This window comes from Micromonospora sp. NPDC023869 (assembly GCF_055559695.1).
Genome location: NZ_JBVHKD010000001.1, coordinates 857,647 through 876,523 on the forward strand (window position 1 = coordinate 857,647; position 18,877 = coordinate 876,523).

The window sequence follows — 18,877 nt, forward strand, 5'->3', positions numbered from 1 at the left end:
AGGCAACCGATGCCGAATTGCTTTCTGTAGGGGCTACCCGTACTCACGGGTACCGCGTTACCGTTTCGCCCCAGCAGCCGGGGTTCGCGGGGGGCGGACGCCTCGGCGCCGACGCGAACGGAAGGTTGGCCGGTGAGCGTGCAGGAATCAACGTTCCACGGCTTCGCCAACCCCGTCGACCCGAGTCCGGCGGAGTTGCGATCGTGGGCGTACCAGCCCGACTCGGTGCCGTTGACGTCCATGCCACCCGACTGGGACCTGCTGGTCTCCGGCGACCGGCTGGTGATGACGCTGTTCGACCTGGCGATGGACGCGCACTGCCCGGCCCGCCGGTTCGCGCTACACTGCCTCTACATCTATGCCGCCGACGGGATCCGGACGAACTTCCGGGCCCACCCGAAGCGACGCTTCCGCAAGCTGGTCGACCAGGCCGAGCGCAACGGCGACGAGATGATGCGCACCTGGGCGCACAACAGCCGGATGTTGCTGTCCCGGCCGGAGCTGTTCGTGTATCGCGAGTGGTGCGAAGGTGGGTTGGTTCGCGAGGGGCGGCGGCTTTAGGTGCTTGCTGTGGGGGGTGTGGCCCTACCGTTGCTGTGGGGGTGTGGCCCTACCGTGCCCGGCTCCGGGCGGTCAGGCTTGATCCCTGCGCCGGGCACGGTAGGGCCACACCTGACTGGCGGACGTGCCGTCGCCTGCCGGCCTCGGGAGGGTTGACGTCTGTCGGGGGCCGGGCGGGGGTGCCGCTTGCGGTAGGCGAAGTGCCGTTACGTGCGGTGGAACGGGAACGAGAACGGGCCGGGAGCCCCCGTGGCTCCCGGCCCGTACGTTGTGGCCCCTCAGCGGGGTGGGCCGCCGTGTTCTCGGCGGTGCTGGTCGGTCCGCACCCGGCCGGCACCGTGACCGGCTCGGCCCTGGTCCGGGCCGGCGGACCGGCTGCCCGACGGGGCGGGGCCGGTGGACCGGCCGCCCTGGCCGCTGAAACGACCGCTGCGGACCTGGTCGGCGAACCGTCCCTTGGTGATCCGGTCGAATCGCCGTTGGACGTTCTCGGACAACCTGTCGAGCCGGTGTTCCGCCTGCTCGGCCACCTTCTTCGCCGCGTCCGTCATGGCTCCCCCTGCCAGCGCCGAAGTCCGGATTGAGTTGTTTGGACCTGATTTTCAGGGTAACGGAGACGGGCTGGGGACGGGGTGGATTCGGCCGGGTCCTGGCCGCGAACACAAGGTCCCGCCCCTAGCGAACACACGATCCCGCCCCGAGCGCAGACACGAGACGGCCCCGGCGCGGTTGTCACCGCGTCGGGGCCGGATATCGATCGTCAGCGGCCGGGGCTGCGTCGGGGACGCCAGACCACCAGGGCCGTGGAGGTCTGGTTGGTCGGCACCAGGTCGCGCCCGGGGAAGCGGGCCAGCGACTCCAGCTCGGCGATCCGGCGGTACGCGGCCTCCAGCTCGGCCTCCAGGTGGGCGACCCGCTGCTGTGCCTGCTCGAACAGCCGCTCCAGGCCGATGATCCGCTTGATCCCGGCCAGGTTGACGCCGTCGTCCTGGCTGAGCCGCTGCACCTCGCGCAGCAGGACCACGTCCCGCACGCTGTAGCGGCGACCGCCACCGGCCGCCCGGCCGGCCTGCACCAGGCCGAGCCGGTCGTACTGTCGCAACGTCTGCGGGTGCATCCCCGCCATCCGCGCCGCGACCGAGATCATCAGCACCTTGGCCTCGTAGGTGGGGTCATCCGAACCGACGAACCCGTCCATCCCGTTCACCTCCGCACCGCTTCACCCATCATCCGCTCCGACGCACCCGCGCGTCGAGATGTTCTCGCGCCGCCGGCGGGGTCTGCGCGGCGAACGTCTCCAGGGCCGCGCGTGCCTCGTCGGAGACCCGGGCCGGCACCACCACGTCGAGCGTGACGAGCAGGTCCCCGGTCTGGCCGTCCCGGCGGCTGACCCCCTTGCCCCGGGCCCGCAGGATCCGCCCGCTCGGCGTACCCGCCGGCACCCGCAGGGTCACCGCGCCGTCGAGCGTCGGCACCCGCAGGTCGGTGCCGAGCACCGCCTCGGTGAAGGTGATCGGCACGGTCAGCGTGAGGTCGTCCCCGGAGCGCCCGAACAGCTCGTCCGGCCGCACCTTGACGTGCACGAACAGGTCTCCCGCCGGGCCGCCGCGCTCGCCCGGCTCGCCCCGGCCCGCCAGCCGGATCCGCTGCCCGTCGGCCACTCCGGCCGGGAAACGGACGTTGAGCGTACGGGCCTTGGTGACGCCGCCCGTGCCCTGGCACTCCGGGCACTTCTCGTCCACCACGGTCCCGGCGCCCTGACAGTTGCGGCAGGGCTCGGCGAGGCTGAACGCACCCTGGTTGCGGTGGTTCACCCCGGCACCGTGGCAGACCTGGCAGGTCCTCGGCACCGTGCCCGGCTTCGCACCGTTGCCGTGGCAGGTGTCGCAGACCCCCGGTGCCCGCAACGTCAGCGGCAGGGTCACCCCCCGGACCGCGTCGTCGAAGTCGAGCGCCACCTCGGTCTCGATGTCGCGTCCCCGGGCCGGGCCGGTAGCGCCTGCACCACCCGCGCCGCCCGAGAAGATCGAGCTGAACAGGTCCGAGATGCCGCCACCGGCGAACCGGCCACCGCTGGCCGACTGCGCGTTGCCGAACAGGTCGGAGACGTCGAACGGCATGCCCCCGGGCTGGCCACCCGGGCGGGCACCGCGCCGGAACGCGCCGGAGCCGAACAGCGAGCGCATCTCGTCGTACTCGCGGCGTTTGGCGTCGTCACCGAGCACCGCGTACGCCTCGGAGACCGACTTGAAGCGCTCCTCGGCCTTGGGGTCGCCGGGGTTGTGGTCCGGGTGCGACTCGCGGGCGAGCTTGCGGTACACCTTCTTGATCTCGTCAGCGGAGGCGGTCTTCGCCACGCCCAGGACCGCGTAGTAGTCCTTCTCGATCCAGTCCTTGGAACTCACCGTCCACCTCCTCCCCACCTCCGGCTCCGGGCCGTCCCGCCCGCCGGAGTTCGGCGGGTGGAACGGCCCGGTCACCGTCGTGCACTATTCCGGGTCGGCGACCGCGACCATCGCGGGCCGCAACAGCCGCTCACCGATCTGGTAGCCCCGACGCATCACCTGCACGCAGGTGGGCTCGGTGACGTCGGCCGAGGTCTGGTGCGCCACGGCCTCGTGCAGCGTCGGGTCGAACGGGTCGCCCTGCTCGCCGAACGGGGTCAGCCCGAACTTGCCCAGCGCGGTGGTGAGTTGCTCGGCCACCGATCCGAACGGACCGACCAGGTCGCCGTGTTCCCGGGCCCGGTCCAGGTCGTCCAGGATCGGCAGCAGCGCGGCCAGCACCGAGCCGGTCGCCTGCTCGGTGACCAGACCACGGTCCCGCTCGACCCGCTTGCGGTAGTTGGCGTACTCGGCGGTCACCCGTTGCAGGTCCCGAGTGCGCTCCTCCAGGTCGGCGCGGAGCGCCTCCACCTCGGCACCGAGCCCGCGACCGGCCGCCTCGGACGGCTGCCCGACCGGCTTGGCCGGGGAGTCCACCACGGGCGGGCCCTCGGTGGTCGGCTCGCTCAGCGCCTCGGCCTCGACCTCGATCGCGTCGACCACGACCTCGGCGTCCTCGACCAGCCCCTCGGCCGACACGTCGGAGCCGGCGTCAGCCGCCGTCCCCTCCGGCTCGCGGGTCTGGTTGATCTTGCGGTTGTTGCGGATGACGACGCGCGGCGTCTCGCCGGCGGTCGGCTCGGACGCCGAGCCACCCGGCGCCGACCCGGTGTCGCCCGGGTCAGCGGCTCGTGGCTTCTCCGTCATACGACTACCTCATCCCTTTGCCCGTGCAGATCGCCTCGACCAGGACCGTCACTTCTTGTCCTCGTCCACGATCTCCGCGTCGACCACATCGTCCTGGCCGGGCCGTGCACCGCCGGCCGGACCGCCGGTGGCACCGGCCGCACCGGCACCGGCAGCTCCCGCACCGGCAGCACCGGCCGCGCCGCCCGCCTCGCCGCCCGGAGCCTGCTCGGCCTGCTGCGCGTAGAGCAGCGAGCCCGCCTCCTGCGAGACCTGCGCCAGCCGCTCGTGTGCCGACTTGATCTTATCGATGTCGCTGCCACCGAGTGCGCCGCGCAGCTCACCGAGCGCCTCGTTCAGCTTGTCGCGGTTCTCGGCGGGCAGCTTGTCGCCGTTCTCGGCGAGGAACTTCTCGGTCTGCCACTGGAGGGCCTCGGCGACGTTGCGGCTCTCGGCCTCGTCGCGACGGCGCTTGTCCTCCTCGGCGTGCTCCTCGGCGTCCCGGCGCATCCGCTCGATGTCATCCTTCGGCAGCGAGGAGCCGCCGGTGATGGTCATCTTCTGCTCCTTGCCGGTGCCCAGGTCCTTCGCGTGCACGTTGACGATGCCGTTGGCGTCGATGTCGAAGGTGACCTCGATCTGCGGCACGCCACGCGGAGCCGGCGGGAGACCGGTCAGCTCGAAGGTGCCGAGCTTCTTGTTGTACGCGGCGATCTCGCGCTCACCCTGGAAGACCTGGATCAGCACCGACGGCTGGTTGTCGTCGGCGGTGGTGAACACCTCGGACCGCTTGGTCGGGATGGTGGTGTTGCGCTCGATCAGCTTGGTGAAGATGCCGCCCTTGGTCTCGATGCCCAGGCTCAGCGGGGTCACGTCGAGCAGCAGGACGTCCTTGACCTCGCCCTTGAGCACGCCGGCCTGGAGGGCGGCGCCGACGGCGACGACCTCGTCCGGGTTGACGCCCTTGTTCGGGTCGCGGCCGGTGAGCTGCTTGACCAGCTCGGTCACGGCCGGCATCCGGGTCGAGCCACCGACCAGGATCACGTGCTCGACGTCCGAGACCTTGATCCCGGCGTCCTTGACCGCCTGCTCGAACGGGCCCTTGCAGCGGTCCAGCAGGTCCTGCGTCATCCGCTGGAACTCGGCGCGGCTGAGCGTCACGTCCAGGTGCAGCGGGCCGGCGGAGCCGGCGGTGATGTACGGCAGGTTGATGTTGCTGGTGGTGGCGGCGGACAGCTCGATCTTGGCCTTCTCGGCGGCCTCCTTGAGCCGCTGGAGCGCCATCTTGTCCTGCGACAGGTCGATGCCGTGCTCGCCCCGGAAGGTCTTCACCAGGTGGTCGATGATGCGCTGGTCCCAGTCGTCACCGCCGAGCAGGTTGTCACCGCTGGTCGACTTGACCTCGATGACGCCCTCGGCCAGCTCCAGCAGGGACACGTCGAAGGTGCCGCCACCGAGGTCGAAGACCAGGACGGTCTGCTCCTTGGAGCCCTTGTCCAGGCCGTACGCCAGGGCGGCCGCGGTCGGCTCGTTCACGATCCGCAGCACGTTGAAGCCGGCGATCTCACCGGCCTCCTTGGTGGCCTGACGCTGGCCGTCGTTGAAGTACGCCGGGACGGTGATCACCGCGTCGGTGATCTGCTCGCCCAGGTACGCCTCGGCGTCCCGCTTGAGCTTCATCAGCGTCCGGGCCGAGATCTCCTGCGGGGTGTACTTCTTGCCGTCGATGTCGACGGACCAGTTGGTGCCGATCTCCCGCTTGACCGAGCGGATCGTCCGGTCCGGGTTCGTCACCGCCTGGCGCTTGGCCACCTCGCCGACGAGCACCTCGCCGTTGCGGGCGAACGCGACGATCGACGGGGTCGTCCGCGAGCCCTCGGCATTGGCGATGACGGTGGGCTCACCGCCCTCCAGGACGCTGACGCAGGAGTTCGTCGTGCCGAGGTCGATACCGACCGCACGTGCCATCTTCGCTTCCTCGCTTCGTAACGTTGTGCAGGTGACGGGCCCCCCGTCGCCCTGACCGGCGGCGCCGCCCACAGCGACCCCACCTCAAGTTGAGTGAACTTGACTCAATAGTGCCACGCCTCCCGGAATCGTCAAGTCAAGGTTGAGTCGGGTTGGCGCAAGTCACCGTTCGATACCGACTGGTTGTCTTACCTTGTGTCGGTCGGGCACGCTTTAGCGGTGACGACGAACGGCGATTCCGCCTCACCTTTCGGCACGCCCGCCGTCGCAGCCCGCACCGGCTCCACCGGCGGGGAGGACCGGCCCGCGGCATTCGGGGACGACGCCCTGCCCGACGCGCTGACCAGCCTGCGGGCCGCGATCGGAGCGGCGCGTTTCCCGCTGGTCCTGCCCTCGGCGGAGCCCGCCGGCCGGACCGCCGCCGCTCTCGCCGACCAACTTGACGACTACCTGATACCCCGGCTCTCCCGCCTCGACGCGCCGCTGCTGGTGGTCGTCGGCGGATCGACCGGCGCAGGCAAGTCGACCCTGGTCAACAGCCTGGTCCAGGCGCGGGTCAGCGCCGCCGGGGTGCTGCGGCCGACCACCCGCTCGCCGGTCCTGGTCTGCAATCCGGCCGACTCGCCCTGGTTCCGTCGCGGAGAGCTCCTCCCCGGGCTGACCCGCACCAACCAGCCCAGCGACGACCCCCGCTCGCTGCATCTGGTCACCGCCCCGGCACTGGCCCCCGGGCTGGCGTTCCTGGACGCCCCCGACATCGACTCGGTGGTCGACGCCAACCGCGCGCTGGCCAACCAACTGCTCGCCGCCGCCGACCTCTGGCTCTTCGTCACCACCGCCGCCCGGTACGCCGACGCCGTGCCCTGGGAGCTGCTACACGGGGCGCGGGCCCGGGGCGCGGTCATCGCGCTGGTGCTCGACCGGGTGCCCGCCGAGGCCACCGACGAGGTCGCCGCCCATCTCGCCGAGATGCTGGCCGAGCAGGACCTCGGCGCGGCACCGCTGTTCGTCCTGCCGGAGACCTGGGTCGACGGCCAGGGGCTGCTGCCGGACCGGGTCACCGCGCCGCTGGCGGACTGGTTCGCCCGGCTGGCCGCCGACGCGGACGCCCGCGCGGCGGTGGTCCGGCAGACCTTGGGTGGCGCGCTGGCCGCGCTGGCGCCGTCGGTCGAGAGTCTGGCCGTCGCCGCCGACGAGCAGGTGACCTCCGCCGACGCCCTCGACGAACGGGTGCTGGCCGCCTACCGGGCCGCGAACCGGATGGTCGAGCAGGGTCTGCGCGACGGGCGGCTGCTCCGGGGCGAGGTGCTGGCCCGGTGGCAGGAGTTCATCGGCACCAGCGACTTCTTCCGCAGCCTGGAAGCGCGGATCGGGCGGCTGCGCGACCGCCTCACGGCGACGTTCAGCCGACGTCCGGCTCCCGCCGTGGAGTTGCGCGACGCCATCGAGTCCCAGTTGACGACGTTGCTGCGGGGCGTGGCGGCCGAGGCGGCCGAGCACGCGCACACCGGGTGGAAGGCGCATCCGGCGGGTGCCGCACTGCTCACGCCGGATCTGGCACACCACTCGGCCGACCTGCCCGAGCGGGCCGAGCGGCTGGTCCGGGACTGGCAACGCGGGGTGCTGGAGCTGGTCCGGGCCGAGGGTGGTGACCGGCGTTTCGTGGCCCGCACGGCGGCGTACGCGGTCAACGCCACCGGGCTGGCCGTCATGATCGCGGTGTTCGCCTCGACGGCGTTCATCCCGACCGGCCTGGAGGTCGCCACCGGGGCCGGCACCACCGTCGCCGGCCAGGCCGTACTTCAGGCGATCTTCGGTGACCAGGCCGTGCGTACGCTGGCCGCGAAGGCTCGGGAGGACCTGCTGGACCGGGTACGCGCGCTGCTCGACGAGGAGGCCGCCCGGTATCTGGGCCGGACCGACCAGGCCCGGCCGGCGGCCCGGCACGCGACGGCGCTGCGCGAGGCGGCCGCCCAGGTGGAGGCGGCCCGGACGCGCAGCGGTTTCGCCACGGACGATCGCAGTGGGGCGGCGGCGTGATGGGCATGGGGGGACGCCTCCGCGAGGCGTTGCGGATCAGCGACGGACGGGTGGATGCGGACCAGTTGGTGGCCCGGTTGGAGGCGGTGCACCGCTTCCTCGGCCTCGTCGACGGATACCTTCCCGACACCCCGCTGAGCCCGGCGCGCACCCTGGTGGAACGGGCCGGCACCCGGTTGTCGCTCTCCCGTGACCACACCGTGGTCGCGCTGGCCGGTGCCACCGGCAGCGGCAAGTCGAGCCTGTTCAACGCGATGGCCGGCAGGAACCTGTCGCCGGTCGGGGTACGCCGCCCGACCACCGGTGTGACCCACGCCTGCGTGTGGGGCCCGCTCGACGGCGGCGCCCGGTTGCTCGACTGGCTCGGCGTGCTGCCCAAGCACCGGTTCGTCCGGGAGAGCCTGCTCGACGGCGACGACGAGTCCACCCTGCACGGGCTGATCCTGCTCGACCTGCCGGACTTCGACTCGGTGCAGCACGCGCACCGCCTGGAGGTGGACCGGCTGCTCGGCCTGGTCGACCTGGTGATCTGGGTGGTCGACCCGGAGAAGTACGCCGACCGGGTGGTGCACGCCGCCTACCTGCGCGAGTTCCAGCGGCACCGGGACGTCACCCTGGTCGTGCTCAACCAGGCCGACCGGTTGCCCCCCGCCGAGGTGCCCCGGGTGCTGGCCGACCTGCGCCGACTGCTCGACGCGGACGGGCTGGACGGCGTGCCGCTGCTGGCCACCACGATCGTCGACCCGAGCGGCCACGAGGTGCTGCGGACGGAGTTGGAACGCACGGTCGCCGAACGGCAGGCGGCACTGCGCCGCCTCACCGGCGACCTGGACGCGGTCGTGGACACGTTGGACGGCATGGTCGGGGCACCCCGGTCGGCCCTCGCCGCCGACGATCCCGCAGTGGCCAAGCTGGACCGGGCGTTGAGCGCGGTGGCCGGGGTGCCGACCGTGCTCAGTGCGGTCGAGCAGGCGTACCGGCACCGGGCCGCGTCGCGCACCGGCTGGCCGCTGGTGCGGTTCTGGCGGCGGCTGCGCCCCGATCCGCTGCGCCGACTGCACCTGACCGGTCCGCAGCCCGGCGCCGACGACCCCGAGCAGGTCCTGGCCGCCGCGACGTCCGTACCCGAGCCCGGTGCGGCCGACAAGTCGGCGCTGGCCCTGGCGCTGCGTACGGTGGCGGAGCGGGCCGGTGAGGGACTGCCGAGCGCCTGGCCGGCGGCGGTGAGCGCGGCGGCCCGCTCGCGCCTCGCCGACCTGCCGGACGCGCTGGACCGCGCGCTCGCCGGCACCGACCTGGGACTGAACCGTCCCCGCACCTGGTGGCGCCTGGTCGGCGGATTGCAGTGGGTGGTGACCATCGCTGCGGTGGCCGGGTTGGGCTGGCTGTTCCTGGGCTACGCGCTACGGATCCTGGGGCTGCCCGAGTTGGAGCATCCGATGGTCGGCGCGGTGCCAGTGCCGACGCTGCTGCTGCTCGGCGGGTTGCTGTCCGGGCTGCTGCTGGCCGCCCTGACCCGGCCGATCAGCCGGTGGGCCGCCCGCCGCGCGCGCCGTCGGGCCGAGGACCGGCTGACCAGGGCGATGGGCCAGGTCGGCGACGAGTACGTGCTGTCACCGGTGCGAGCGGTGATCGCCGCGCACGCCGACGCTCGGACCGTGCTGGAGGTCGCCCGGCACCGCTGAGCCTCGGTCGGGGCCACGCCGGTCGGTTGGCTCGGCACATGACTGCGTGACCGGCGGCGTAGTGTCGGGTCATGGCCACGCCACAGACCCCTTACGACGCGGTGCTGCATGCCGCTCGCGACGTGACCAAGCTCGATACGGCGCTGGACGCGGAGATGCTCGGCGCGGCACTGCTGGGCAGCGTCTACGAGGTGGCGGAGACCGACCGGGAGACGGCGATCCGCGAGTTCGTGGGCGGCTTCCTCGCCGCCACCTCGCGACGGCGGACCGCCGCGGCGACCACCGTCCGCGCGGTCTTCGCCGCTCTGGTCCCGGACGCCACCGGCGCCGACCGGGTACGCCCCGGCGCCACCGCACCGGCCTGGTCCGGGCAGCTCGGCAAGGTGCACCTCACCGGCGCCTGGGCGTACGGCGACGTGTACGGCGACCAGACCTCCTACCTGGCCACCTTCGCCTACGACGACGCCACCGGCGGGCCGGAGCACGCGCTGGTGGCCCTGGTCGACCACAACATCGGCATCACCAAGGACGTCTTCGTCGGCGGGCCGGCCGCCCGGATCCTCGACCAGGTCCGGCAGCTCTGCGCCGACGACGAGCTGACCTGGTTCCGGGAGGAGGAACCGGCCCGGATGCGTGACGAGGTGGGCCGCCACCTGGCGGTGACCGACCGCCTGGGGCAGTTGCCGGGCGCGGGCTCGCTCGCCACCGACCGCGCCCTGGTCGGGGCCCGGCTGGCGTTGCTACCGGCCACACCGTCGGCATCGGACCGGCCGGACGACGAACCGCTCACGGAGACCGAGCGGTCCGACCTGATCCGACGTTTCCTGGCCTCGCCGGAGGCGGCGCGGGCCGGGCTGGACAGCATCGACGGCGGGGATCTCGCTTCCCTGCACTTCTGCCTGGGCCTGCTGCTCGACCACGCGGCCACCTTCCCGGACACCGACCCGCTGCGGTGGAGCCCCACCGTGGCCGGGCTGTTCCTGCTCGACTGGGTGCACCGGCGGGCCGTACTGGACATGGACGACGCGGCGATGCTGCCCCGGGTGTTGCGCGCCTTCACCGCGTACGCGGCCCGCAAGCGGGGACTGCCGGCGTCGGCGGTGTCCGCGACGGACACCGGGATCGAGGAGATGGTGCCGGAGTTCGTCCGGCTCTACGCCACCGGTGAGCGGCGCAGCCCGGCGACCGCCGCCGTCGCCCAGTTGATGGCCGACGGCGTCGACCCGGACGACCCGGCCGCCCTGGACGCCTGGATCGAGGCCAACCGGCACCGCCTCGCCGACGACGGCTGACCGCGTCACGGCTCGACCAGGGTGAGTCGGCGGGGTGCGACGTCGACGGTGAGGCGCTGCCCCCAGTCGAGCGTGAGCCGGTCGGCCTCCAACCCGTCGGCGAAGACCACCAGGCCGTCGGACTCGGCGGTCAACTCCAGCCGGTCGCCGTCGTCGAGGCGGCCGGCGGTGAGGCTCACCCCGGTCACCGGGGACGGCCACGCCTCCCGGACGAACCAGCACAGGGCCGCCTCCTCCGGCGCGGGTGGGCGCGGCGCCCCCGGACGGTCCCGCGCGATGGACGCGCACCAGCCGGTCGCCCCCGTACCGCTGCCCACCACCACGCCGGAGGAGGAGTGCCGTTCCCGGCGCTCCCGCCCGTCCACCGGCACCGAGAGCAGGTAGCGAGCGGACTGGTGGGAGGCATGGCCGACGTACACCTCGTTGAGGCCGAGGAGTTCCTGCCCGTCATCCAGGGCGGCGCGGACCATCGCCCGGGATCGGGTCGTCGCGCGCTGCGCCGCCACCGCCGGCAGTAGCGCGGCCAGCCCGTCCGCCCGGTGCCGGACCAGCACTCCGGCGTTGCGGCCCGGCTCCGGGTCGACCCCGATCACCGGCTGCCCGGTCAGGTACTTCGCCACGTTCGCGACCAGACCGTCCGGCCCGACGGCGACCACGACGTCCTCCGGCGCGAACAGGAAGCGCGGCAGGTCGTCGCGGTCCACCGCGCCGCGTCGCCAGTCCGCCGGCACGGCGGCACCGACGGTGGTCAGCGCCGCCGCCAGTGCCTCGTGCCGGTCGATCACCTCGGTCAGCGACCGTCCCCGGGCGGCCAGGTACCACTCGGCGGCGGCCCGGGTGCCGTGCCGGGCCAGCAGCTCGTCCAGCTCGCTGCGTCGGCTGACCACCACCACGCGGGGGGCCAGCCCCGGTCCGGCCCACCCGTCGGGGCCCCGGTCGGCGCTCATCGGCCGGGTGCCAGCCGACCGAGCAGGTCGGTCAGCATGTCCGGCGTGACGGTGAGCTGGCCGATCTGCGGCAACTGACCGGCGAGTTCCTGGACGGTCAGGGCCCGCAGCACCTCCGGCGGTAGCTCGGCGTACGCGGCCAGGCGGGCCGCCTCCGCCTCGGCCTCGGCGTGCCCGACGGCGCGTACGCCTTCGGCCTTCGCGGCGGCCAGCATCCGGTCCTTCTCGGCCTCGGCGGCGGCGAGCACCCGAGCCCGGTCGGCGGCAGCGGCGTCGGTCACCTTGTCCCGCTCGGCCCGGCCCTGGGCGGCGGCCAGTTCGGCGGCGGCCTCCAGCTCGGCCCGGCGGTGGGTGTTCGCCCCGTGCTGCTCGACGAGCTGCTGCTCACGCCGGGCCAGCTCGATCTTGTTCTGGAGTTCGTTCTCGGCGATCGCGCGTTCCTGCTCGACGGCCTGCGCCCGACGGGCGTACGTAGCCCGGTCGGCCTGGACCTGCACCGCCTCCCGGGTGGGGGTCTGCAAGGCACGTTCCAGCTCCGGCTCGGGCCGGATCGCCACCACCCGGGCGCTGACCACGGCCACCCCGATGTCGGCCAGCCGGGCCTCGGTGGCCAACGCGTCGGAGACCGCCTCGCGGACCGGCGCGACGGTGGTCAGTGCCTCGGCCAGCGGCACCCGGGCGAGCAGGTCGAGCGCGGGTTGCTGGGCCAGCTCGGCCAGCAGGGTGGCCACCTGGTCCAGCGGGCGGGCCCGGGCCTTGCCGGTGCGCGGGTCGACCGAGAAGTCGAGCCGACCGGCGGCCAGCGCCGGGTCGGCGACGCGGTAGGTGACGGTGGCCTGCACGGTGATGTCGGCGAAGTCGCCGGTGCGGGCGTGGAAGAGCAGCGGCAGCTCGCGGTCGTCCACCGGCACCTCGCTGAGCACCGCTCGCAGTGGGCGGTACCAGAACGACTGGCCCACTCCTTCGCGACGGATCCGGCCGCCCACGTGCAGGCGCACCCAACTGGTCGGAGTGCCACGCAGGTGGCGCAGGAACAGTCGCCTCGTCACGTCGGCCATGACTCTCGCCTCCCTTTGTCGTCTCCATGACGATAAAGGGTCTGCTACTTTGTCGTCAAGGTGGTGATAAAGAGATGACCGAGTACCCGCCGTTCGCGGTGACCGTCGACCTGGTCGTGCTGACCGTGCGCGCGGAGCAGCTCTGCGTCCTGCTGGTCCGGCGCGGCATCGAGCCGTACCTGAACAGGTGGGCGCTGCCCGGCGGGTTCGTCGGGATCGACGAGGACCTGGCCGACGCCGCCACCCGGGAGTTGGCCGAGGAGACCGGCCTGGCCGAGCCGGCCGGGCACCTGGAGCAACTCGGCACGTACGGCCGTCCCGACCGGGACCCGCGCGGCCGGGTCGTCACCGTGGCCTGGCTGGCGCTCCTGCCCGACCAGGCCAACCCGGTGGCCGGTACGGACGCCGCCTCGGCCGACTGGCTCCCGCTGGCGCGGCTGGTCCCCGGTCAGCTCGCCTTCGACCACGAGCGGATCCTGGCCGACGGCCTGGAACGGGCCCGGGCCAAACTGGAGTACACCCCGTTGGCCGCCGCGTTCTGCCCGCCCGAGTTCACGGTGGCCCAGCTCCGGGCGGTCTATGAGACGGTCTGGGGGACGTCCCTCGACCCGCGCAACTTCCACCGCAAGGTGACCAGCACACCGGGCTTCCTGGACCCGGTCGGCCGCTCCACCGAGGGCGAACGGGGTCGACCGGCACAACTGTTCCGACGCGGACCGGCCGTGATCCTGCACCCACCGATGCTGCGACCCGACCCACCACGCCCGAGCGAGGGCTGAAGCACCGGACCCGCAGCGCTTGTGCGCGCGTGGCTCCGACCGTTCAGGCGGCCCTCAACGCCCGGACGCGGGCCCGGTGGACTCCGACGCACACCCCCGCTTCCGCAGCCGGAACCGGGCGCGCGACCGGGCGTGGCCGTTGCCGTCGAACGGCGGCAGCACCGGCCCGGGCAGGAGGCTGGACGGCGGGTCGATCGGATCGGCCGGGTCACCCGAGGTGGTCGGGCCGCCTGACGGCGGGTCACCCGTCTCCGTCGGTCCGTCCGAGGCGGTCGGATCGGTCGAGGCGGTCGGATCGGTCGAGGCGGTCGGATCGGTCGAGGCGGTCGGGCCGGTGGACTCCGACGGGTCCGGCGTGGTGCCCGGGTCGGTGGAGATGCTCGGGTCGACCGACGCCGTCGGGGAGGAGGGCGGATCGGTCGGCGAGGGCGACGGCGAGGGCGAGGCGGTCGGCGGCGACGGACTCGGCGAGGGGGTGGGCCTCGGCGTATGGCTCGGCGTCGGGGTGGGCACCGGGGCCGGCGTGGTGGCGGGCGGCCGGGGCGCGGGCAGCGGGGCCGGCGGCTCCGGGCGGTGGCCCGGCGGCGGCGCGTACGGCAGGGCGGCCGGCATCGGACGCCGCTCCGGACCGGGGTCGGCGGGCGGTGCGGCCGGGCCGACCGACGGCAGCGCGGGTGGCACGGTCGTCGGGATACCGCCGGGCGGCGGCGGGATCACCACCGGGCCGACCGAGGGCGTCGGGATGAACGGCGGCGTGCTGCTGCCCGGCAGGGCGGTGCTGCCGACCGTCGCCGACCCGGTGCTGATCGCGGCCAGCACCGGCATCGAGGCCGTACCGGCGAGCAGCGCCACGGTCAGCAGGTAGCCCCGCGACGGCGTGGCGGTACGCGCGGCACGGTGGGTGCCCACCACCCGGCGATAGCCGCCGGGTGCCCGGTGTCGGCCGAGGAACGGCCCCCCGGGACCCTCACCTGGTTCGGACACCGCGCACTCCTCGTCGTCGACCCTGGCCGGGGCCGTCGACGCGGCCCCGGCGGACCGCCTGAGCTGGTTCGGGGGCCCGCCCGACCAGCGTGGTTCAGTGACTCTGCGTCGGCCAACCCCACACCGCGTGTCGACACGCTTATCTGGCCGAATGGTGGCAAACCATCACCGGATCGGTCGCGCGTCGCACGACCCGGCATCCCGGTATTTCAGGTAACGAACCGGGCCCATCCTGGGACGCGGGGCAGGTGGAGTGTGGGACGGCTCACCTCTGATGCGAATATGGAGTCACGACGGCAGCGCAGCCGGGACCTCCGCGCACCCACGCGGTAGGCGCGACTGGGCGTCGGCGCTCCCGAACCGGGTTCGGCCAAGAATCCGGCTCACGCCGCGCGGCAACCCCCACCGGGGCTATGCGTGGCCGCCAGGAACCGATCCCGGCACCAGCCGGGGCGGGCGCACGAGTCGCGCGGCCGGGTGACCCCCCGGTGCCGACGCAGACACGACAGGGAGAGACGGATGGCAAAGGGCGACCCCGGGGCCGGCCCCCGCGGCCGGCGAGCCGCACCCCGATCCAGGAAAGCCGCGACCGGCGACCCGGAACTCGTACAACTGCTCACCCCCGAGGGTGCGCGCGTCGACAGCGTGACCGGCCCGGACGGCGTCGAGTACCGCGTCGACTTCACCGACGAGGAGTACCGCGGCCTCTATCGCGACCTCGTGCTGGTGCGGAAGCTGGACGCCGAGGCGACCGCCCTGCAACGGCAGGGCGAGTTGGGCATCTGGGCGAGCCTGCTCGGCCAGGAGGCGGCCCAGGTCGGTTCCGGCCGGGCGCTGCGGACCCAGGACATGGCGTTCCCCACCTACCGCGAGCACGGCGTGCTCTATTGCCGGGGCATCGACCCGATCATGCCGCTGGGCCTGTTCCGCGGGGTCGACCAGGGCGGTTGGGACCCGAACGAGTTCAAGTTCAACATGTACACGATCGTCATCGGGGCGCAGACCCTGCACGCGACCGGGTACGCCATGGGCGTCGCGATGGACGGCAAGACCGGCACCGACGACGGCGAGGCGGTCATCGCGTACTTCGGTGACGGCGCCACCAGCCAGGGCGACGTCAACGAGTCGTTCGTCTGGGCCGGCGTGTTCAACGCCCCGCTGGTGTTCTTTTGCCAGAACAACCAGTACGCCATCTCCGAGCCGCTGGAGCGGCAGACCCGCATCCCCCTCTACCGCCGCGCCGCCGGCTTCGGCTTCCCCGGCATCCGGGTGGACGGCAACGACGTGCTGGCCACGTACGCGGTGACCCGGCACGCGCTGGACAACGCCCGGCACGGGCAGGGCCCGAGCCTGATCGAGGCGTACACGTACCGGATGGGGGCGCACACCACCTCCGACGACCCGACCCGCTACCGGATCGCCAGCGAGGTCGAGGCCTGGCAGGCCAAGGACCCGATCGCCCGGGTGAAGGCGTTCCTGGAGCGCGAGAAGATCGCCGACGCCGGCTTCTTCACCGAGGTGGACGAGCAGGCCCGCCGCGAGGCCGTGGACCTGCGGGAGCGGGTGCTGGCCATGCCGAACCCGGAGCCCACCACGCTCTTCGACCACGTCTACCCCAACGGGTCGCCGCTGCTGGACGAGCAGCGAGCGGAGTTCAGCCGGTACCTGGAGTCGTTCGAGGGGAGCGCGCACTGATGGCCACGGAGACGCTCACCCTCGGCAAGGCCCTCAACACCGGTCTGCGTCGCGCCCTGGAGAACGACCCGAAGGTCGTCATCATGGGCGAGGACGTCGGCAAGCTCGGCGGCGTCTTCCGGATCACCGACGGCCTGCAGAAGGACTTCGGCGACCAGCGGGTGATCGACACCCCGTTGGCCGAGTCGGGCATCATCGGCACCGCGGTCGGTCTCGCCATCCGCGGCTACCGCCCGGTCTGCGAGATCCAGTTCGACGGCTTCGTCTACCCCGCGTACGACCAGATCGTGTCGCAGGTGGCGAAGATGCACTACCGCTCGCGCGGCAAGCTGAACATCCCGATGGTGATCCGGATCCCGTTCGGCGGCGGCATCGGCGCGGTGGAGCATCACTCGGAGTCGCCCGAGGCGTACTTCGCGCACACCGCCGGGCTGAAGGTCGTCTCCTGTGCCAGCCCGCAGGACGCGTACGTGATGATCCAGCAGGCGGTCGCCTCGGACGATCCGATCGTGTTCCTGGAGCCGAAGCGGCGCTACTGGGAGAAGGGGCAGGTCGACCTGGACGCCCCGCTGTCCGAGGCGTACCCGCTGCACTCGGCGCGGGTGGTGCGGGCCGGCAGCGACGTCACCCTGCTCGCGTACGGCCCGATGGTCCGGACCTGCCTGGACGCGGCGACCGCCGCCGCCGAGGACGGCCGTGAGCTGGAGGTCATCGACCTGCGCACGCTCTCCCCGCTGGACCTCGGCGTGGTCTACGAATCGGTGCGGCGCACCGGCCGCGCGGTGGTGGTGCACGAGGCACCGTCCAACGTGGGCCTCGGCGCGGAGATCGCGGCCCGGATCACCGAGGAGTGCTTCTACTCACTGGAGTCCCCGGTGCTGCGGGTGACCGGCTTCGACACCCCCTACCCGGCGGCCCGGGTGGAAGAGGAGTTCCTGCCCGACCTCGACCGGGTGCTCGACGCCGTCGACCGCTCCTTCGGCTGGTGAGCGGCATGTCCCGGATCAAGGAGTTCAACCTGCCCGACCTGGGCGAGGGTCTGACTGAGGGCGAGATCCTCGGCTGGCTGGTCAAGGTGGGCGACACCATCGAGCTGAACCAGCCGATCGTCGAGGTGGAGACCGCCAAGGCGGCGGTGGAGATCCCGGCGAAGTGGGCCGGTCAGGTGCACGCAATCTTTCACTCGGAGGGCACCACGGTCGAGGTCGGTACGCCGATCATCGCGATCGACACCGACCCGGGCGCCGGGCCGGTCGAGTCCTCGACGACCGGCGCGCCCGCCGGTGACCTGCCCACTCCCTCGGCGGCCTCGTTGGCCGCCGTCGAGGTGGCGCCGGCCGAGGGTGCGGTGGAGCCGGGCCTGATCGGCGGCCCGGCACCGGGTGGCCGGACCGCTGTCCTGGTCGGCTACGGCCCACGGACCACCACGGCGAAGCGCCGTCCCCGCAAGGGCGCCGTCCCGGCCCAGGCCACCGCCGCAGTCACGCCCGCCCCGGCTCCGGTCACGCCCGCCCCGGTCACGCCCGCTGCGGCTCCGGCCGCACCGGTCGCGCCCGCCCCGGCGGTCAACGGCAACGGCCGACTCGCGGGCGCGGTGCTGGCCAAGCCGCCGGTGCGCAAGCTCGCCAAGGATCTCGGCGTGGACCTGAGCACGCTGACCGGGTCCGGGCCATCGGGCTCGATCACCCGGGAGGACGTGCAGCGGGCGGCGACCCCGGCGGCGGAGCCGCTCACGGTCACCGCCTCGGCTCCGGCGGCGGCGAGCTTCGGCGCCGACCGCGAGCAGCGCATCCCGGTCAAGGGGGTACGCAAGCTCACCGCCGAGAACATGTCCCGGTCCGCTTTCACCGCCCCGCACGTCACGGAGTTCCTGACCGTGGACGTGACCCGGGCGATGAAGGCGCTGGACCGGCTGCGCGGTCGGCGGGAGTGGCGGGACGTACGCGTCTCGCCGTTGCTGCTGGTCGCCAAGGCGGTGCTGCTGGCGGTCAAGCGTCACCCGATGGTCAACTCGACGTGGGCCGGTGACGAGATCGTCGTCAAGGAGTACGTCAACCTCGGTATCGCGGCGGCCACCGAGCGGGGCCTGATCGTGCCGAACGTCAAGGACGCCGGTCGACTCACGCTGCGCGAGCTGGCCGACGCGTTGACCGACCTGGTGCAGACCGCCAAGGCCGGGAAGACCTCGCCGGCCGACATGTCCGGCGGCACCCTGACCATCACCAACGTCGGAGTGTTCGGGGTGGACACCGGTACGCCGATCCTGCCGCCGGGCGAGTCGGCGATCCTGGCCTTCGGCGCGGTCCGGGAGATGCCCTGGGTGCACAAGGGCAAGGTCAAGCCACGCCTGGTCACCACGCTCGGCCTCTCCTTCGACCACCGCATCATCGACGGTGAGCTGGGCTCGAAGTTCCTGCGCGACATCGGCGACTTCCTCGCCGACCCGGAGGCGGCGCTGCTCGCCTGGACCTGATCCGCTCCACGACGGCCGGTGTGCCACGGGTGAACGCCCGGCACACCGGCCGTTGCCGTTGTTGACGAAACACTCTTCACAGAAGGCAGCCGACCTAAGATTCGTAGGCTGGTGGCTCAGCTCACCTAATAATCGCTGGATGTTCCGCCCTGCTTGCGGTTGAAT

Annotated in this window: 16 protein-coding genes; 9 read left to right on the forward strand and 7 right to left on the reverse strand. The window is 72.8% G+C overall.

Annotated features, from left to right (window positions below; genetic code table 11):
• Positions 1 to 132: 132 nt before the first annotated feature.
• Positions 133 to 561 (forward strand): hypothetical protein, encoded by a 429-nt coding sequence (locus tag ACZ31C_RS03655; protein WP_465794028.1) that lies wholly within the window; start codon positions 133 to 135, stop codon positions 559 to 561.
• Positions 562 to 839: 278 nt separating this feature from the next.
• On the opposite strand, the gene ACZ31C_RS03660 is transcribed toward ACZ31C_RS03655, so the two are convergent.
• The 5 genes from ACZ31C_RS03660 to dnaK all read right to left on the reverse strand — a co-directional run bounded on the left by ACZ31C_RS03660 (position 840) and on the right by dnaK (position 5,759).
• On the reverse strand, positions 840 to 1,112 hold the full coding sequence (locus ACZ31C_RS03660; protein ID WP_465794029.1) for a hypothetical protein: 273 nt from the start codon (positions 1,110 to 1,112) through the stop codon (positions 840 to 842).
• A 209-nt stretch (positions 1,113 to 1,321) separates the two neighbouring features.
• Positions 1,322 to 1,759, reverse strand: a complete 438-nt coding sequence (locus tag ACZ31C_RS03665) for a heat shock protein transcriptional repressor HspR (protein ID WP_350697629.1) — start codon at positions 1,757 to 1,759, stop codon at positions 1,322 to 1,324.
• 28 nt (positions 1,760 to 1,787) lie between these two features.
• Entirely contained in the window at positions 1,788 to 2,966 is a 1,179-nt protein-coding gene (dnaJ, locus tag ACZ31C_RS03670) for a molecular chaperone DnaJ (protein ID WP_465794030.1), read from the reverse strand.
• 84 nt (positions 2,967 to 3,050) lie between these two features.
• Positions 3,051 to 3,812: a nucleotide exchange factor GrpE gene (grpE, locus tag ACZ31C_RS03675; protein WP_465794031.1), complete on the reverse strand. Its 762-nt coding sequence runs from the start codon at positions 3,810 to 3,812 to the stop codon at positions 3,051 to 3,053.
• Between the two features lie 48 nt (positions 3,813 to 3,860).
• Entirely contained in the window at positions 3,861 to 5,759 is a 1,899-nt protein-coding gene (gene dnaK, locus ACZ31C_RS03680; protein WP_465794032.1) for a molecular chaperone DnaK, read from the reverse strand.
• Positions 5,760 to 5,978: 219 nt separating this feature from the next.
• Between dnaK and ACZ31C_RS03685 the strand changes: the two genes are divergently transcribed.
• The 3 genes from ACZ31C_RS03685 (at position 5,979) to ACZ31C_RS03695 (ending at position 10,776) form a co-directional block, all read left to right on the forward strand.
• Positions 5,979 to 7,799 carry an ABC transporter gene (locus ACZ31C_RS03685; protein ID WP_465794033.1) on the forward strand — a complete coding sequence of 607 codons (1,821 nt, stop codon included), beginning with the start codon at positions 5,979 to 5,981 and terminating at the stop codon, positions 7,797 to 7,799.
• A gap of 5 nt (positions 7,800 to 7,804) precedes the next feature.
• Positions 7,805 to 9,484 carry a GTPase family protein gene (locus tag ACZ31C_RS03690; protein WP_465794034.1) on the forward strand — a complete coding sequence of 560 codons (1,680 nt, stop codon included), beginning with the start codon at positions 7,805 to 7,807 and terminating at the stop codon, positions 9,482 to 9,484.
• Positions 9,485 to 9,555: 71 nt separating this feature from the next.
• The gene (locus tag ACZ31C_RS03695) at positions 9,556 to 10,776 is read left to right on the forward strand and encodes a hypothetical protein (protein WP_465794035.1); all 1,221 of its coding nucleotides are present in this window, start codon (positions 9,556 to 9,558) and stop codon (positions 10,774 to 10,776) included.
• A 5-nt stretch (positions 10,777 to 10,781) separates the two neighbouring features.
• On the opposite strand, the gene ACZ31C_RS03700 is transcribed toward ACZ31C_RS03695, so the two are convergent.
• Complete coding sequence (locus ACZ31C_RS03700) at positions 10,782 to 11,723, reverse strand: hypothetical protein (RefSeq protein ID WP_396744050.1); 942 nt, start codon at positions 11,721 to 11,723, stop codon at positions 10,782 to 10,784.
• Positions 11,720 to 12,781, reverse strand: a complete 1,062-nt coding sequence (locus ACZ31C_RS03705) for an SPFH domain-containing protein (RefSeq protein ID WP_465794036.1) — start codon at positions 12,779 to 12,781, stop codon at positions 11,720 to 11,722. The genes ACZ31C_RS03700 and ACZ31C_RS03705 overlap by 4 nt, the downstream gene beginning before the upstream one ends.
• Positions 12,782 to 12,855: 74 nt before the next feature.
• Here ACZ31C_RS03705 and ACZ31C_RS03710 point away from each other — a divergent pair, with 74 nt between their 5' ends.
• The 5 genes from ACZ31C_RS03710 to ACZ31C_RS03730 all read left to right on the forward strand — a co-directional run bounded on the left by ACZ31C_RS03710 (position 12,856) and on the right by ACZ31C_RS03730 (position 18,712).
• Positions 12,856 to 13,560 carry an NUDIX hydrolase gene (locus tag ACZ31C_RS03710; protein WP_465794037.1) on the forward strand — a complete coding sequence of 235 codons (705 nt, stop codon included), beginning with the start codon at positions 12,856 to 12,858 and terminating at the stop codon, positions 13,558 to 13,560.
• Between the two features lie 76 nt (positions 13,561 to 13,636).
• Positions 13,637 to 14,425 carry a hypothetical protein gene (locus tag ACZ31C_RS03715; protein WP_465794038.1) on the forward strand — a complete coding sequence of 263 codons (789 nt, stop codon included), beginning with the start codon at positions 13,637 to 13,639 and terminating at the stop codon, positions 14,423 to 14,425.
• A 638-nt stretch (positions 14,426 to 15,063) separates the two neighbouring features.
• On the forward strand, positions 15,064 to 16,239 hold the full coding sequence (pdhA, locus tag ACZ31C_RS03720; RefSeq protein ID WP_396744038.1) for a pyruvate dehydrogenase (acetyl-transferring) E1 component subunit alpha: 1,176 nt from the start codon (positions 15,064 to 15,066) through the stop codon (positions 16,237 to 16,239).
• The gene (locus ACZ31C_RS03725; RefSeq protein ID WP_465794039.1) at positions 16,239 to 17,228 is read left to right on the forward strand and encodes an alpha-ketoacid dehydrogenase subunit beta; all 990 of its coding nucleotides are present in this window, start codon (positions 16,239 to 16,241) and stop codon (positions 17,226 to 17,228) included. Before pdhA ends, ACZ31C_RS03725 begins: the two co-directional genes overlap by 1 nt.
• Positions 17,229 to 17,233: 5 nt before the next feature.
• Positions 17,234 to 18,712 carry a dihydrolipoamide acetyltransferase family protein gene (locus ACZ31C_RS03730; RefSeq protein WP_465794040.1) on the forward strand — a complete coding sequence of 493 codons (1,479 nt, stop codon included), beginning with the start codon at positions 17,234 to 17,236 and terminating at the stop codon, positions 18,710 to 18,712.
• The last annotated feature ends 165 nt before the right edge of the window (positions 18,713 to 18,877 follow it).